Below are 1647 nucleotides of genomic sequence, written 5' to 3' on the forward strand. Positions count from 1 at the left end.
TTACCAGACAGAGGAAAAAGACAATAGAACCCCGAGGTAGCTAGTTATTCCACTCTCTATTTTAAAATCCGGCGTTGGGTGATGTCTTAAACGACTTATAAGCGCGTTTCAGCTTGTATAGGTTAAAACCCGAAGTTTTAAAAGGACATGCAGTGCACATAGTGCGAAAAATTAAACAATAGTACGCCAAATACAAGTTCTCTTGTCATTTTAACCTATACAGATTGGGAAGTTAAATAATAGCTTCACTACTATGATAAGGGTAACGGCAAAGGTTGTCAAGTAGTTTTTTTGTTTCTATTGGATGATACTAGAATTCAGGAAGAAAGAAATTAGTTATGTTCTTTATCTTGTTTCATAACAATGCATCTTTTCATTCCTGCTAAGTCATATGCATACTCCTGAAAAGATAACCCATATGAGGGGATTATTCTGTCGATATCGTTTTGATCTTCGCCTATTTCCAATATTGCAAACCCGTTCTTTTTAAGGCACTTTCTCAATATTGGAAAAATACTCAAGTAACAGCTCAAACCATCAATACCGCCATCAAGGGCGATTTTCGGTTCTTTTTGCACTTCTGCTTGTAGGTCTTTTAATTTACTGCTTTTAATATATGGAGGATTGCTAATTATAAGATCAAACAAGCCTCTGCACTCTGTCCACGAACTTGGAAGTATTCTAGCTCTGCTAGATAGATTATGCTTTTTTACGTTCTGACAGGCAACCTTATACGCTTCCAAGCTTTTTTCAAAACCTATACCAACAGCATGCTCATATTCGCTAAGTACGGATATTAGTAAGCAACCTGTACCTGTGCCAAAATCTGCGGTTTTTAGTTCCTGTCCTCTGTTTGGGTAATATTTTAACACTGCCAAGATTATTGTTTCACTGTCTGGTCTTGGGTCCAAAACATGCTGATTAACTATGAAATTTTTGCTCCAGAATTCGCGATTACCTATTATTTGCGATATTGGATACCTTTCTGCTCTTTTTTTCGTTAATTTCCAAAATAGTTGTTCTTTCTCTATCGGCACCTGATCAGCATAGTTCATAATTATGAATGGTCTTTCTACGCCAAGAACGTGCTGCATGATGATTTCGCAATCTAGGCATGGTGACTCAACTTTATGCGATAATAATAGTTCTGATCCTTCTTGAATTAGAGTGCTGATAGTTTTCATCGTCTCAAAAATTTGGCTCTTTCAGCCAAGAATAGTGAGGCAAAAACCCCTAATTTAGAATAACTGTATCAGATATCCAGTGTCAAATAGATTATGACCTAGTTACTTTAGTTCTACTCTTGACGTGTAAAGCTTCTTCTAGTTCTGTCGAAGGATTTCCCGTTCTTTCCAGTTGAGTATCTAACTTGCTTTGTATATTCGATAAAACCAAATCAAAGTTTTCATCAACCTGCTTTGCTTCATGCATATTATCCATTGATTCCTCGAATTCTTCCACACCAAATAGACTTTTCGTTTCCTGTGGCATGCTTTTGAATATTTCTCTTATTTACGCTAACTATGGATTAGCCGAGGAAGAAAGAGTTGGAAATAGAAGGTTTTTTGCGTTGTAAAGAATATGAAATAAGCGTAGAAAAGATGTGAACTAAAAAGTTAATAGGAGATCTATGGCGAGTATGTTCAA

Annotated in this window: 2 protein-coding genes and 1 pseudogene; all 3 read right to left on the bottom strand. The window is 36.2% G+C overall.

The genetic code is table 11. From position 1 onward, the window contains the following. Window positions 1-332 precede the first annotated feature (332 nt). Window positions 333-1184, bottom strand: a complete 852-nt coding sequence (gene prmC / locus GO685_RS05150; protein WP_175937858.1) for a peptide chain release factor N(5)-glutamine methyltransferase — start codon at window positions 1182-1184, stop codon at window positions 333-335. 91 nt (window positions 1185-1275) lie between these two features. Beyond that, window positions 1276-1491 (bottom strand): hypothetical protein, encoded by a 216-nt coding sequence (locus GO685_RS05155; RefSeq protein WP_175937859.1) that lies wholly within the window; start codon window positions 1489-1491, stop codon window positions 1276-1278. A 37-nt stretch (window positions 1492-1528) separates the two neighbouring features. Beyond that, window positions 1529-1647 (bottom strand): annotated as a pseudogene (locus GO685_RS05160) (IS982 family transposase); the annotation flags it as partial.

The organism is Wolbachia endosymbiont of Madathamugadia hiepei, from assembly GCF_013366855.1.
In the GTDB taxonomy this organism is placed as follows: Bacteria; Pseudomonadota; Alphaproteobacteria; order Rickettsiales; family Anaplasmataceae; genus Wolbachia.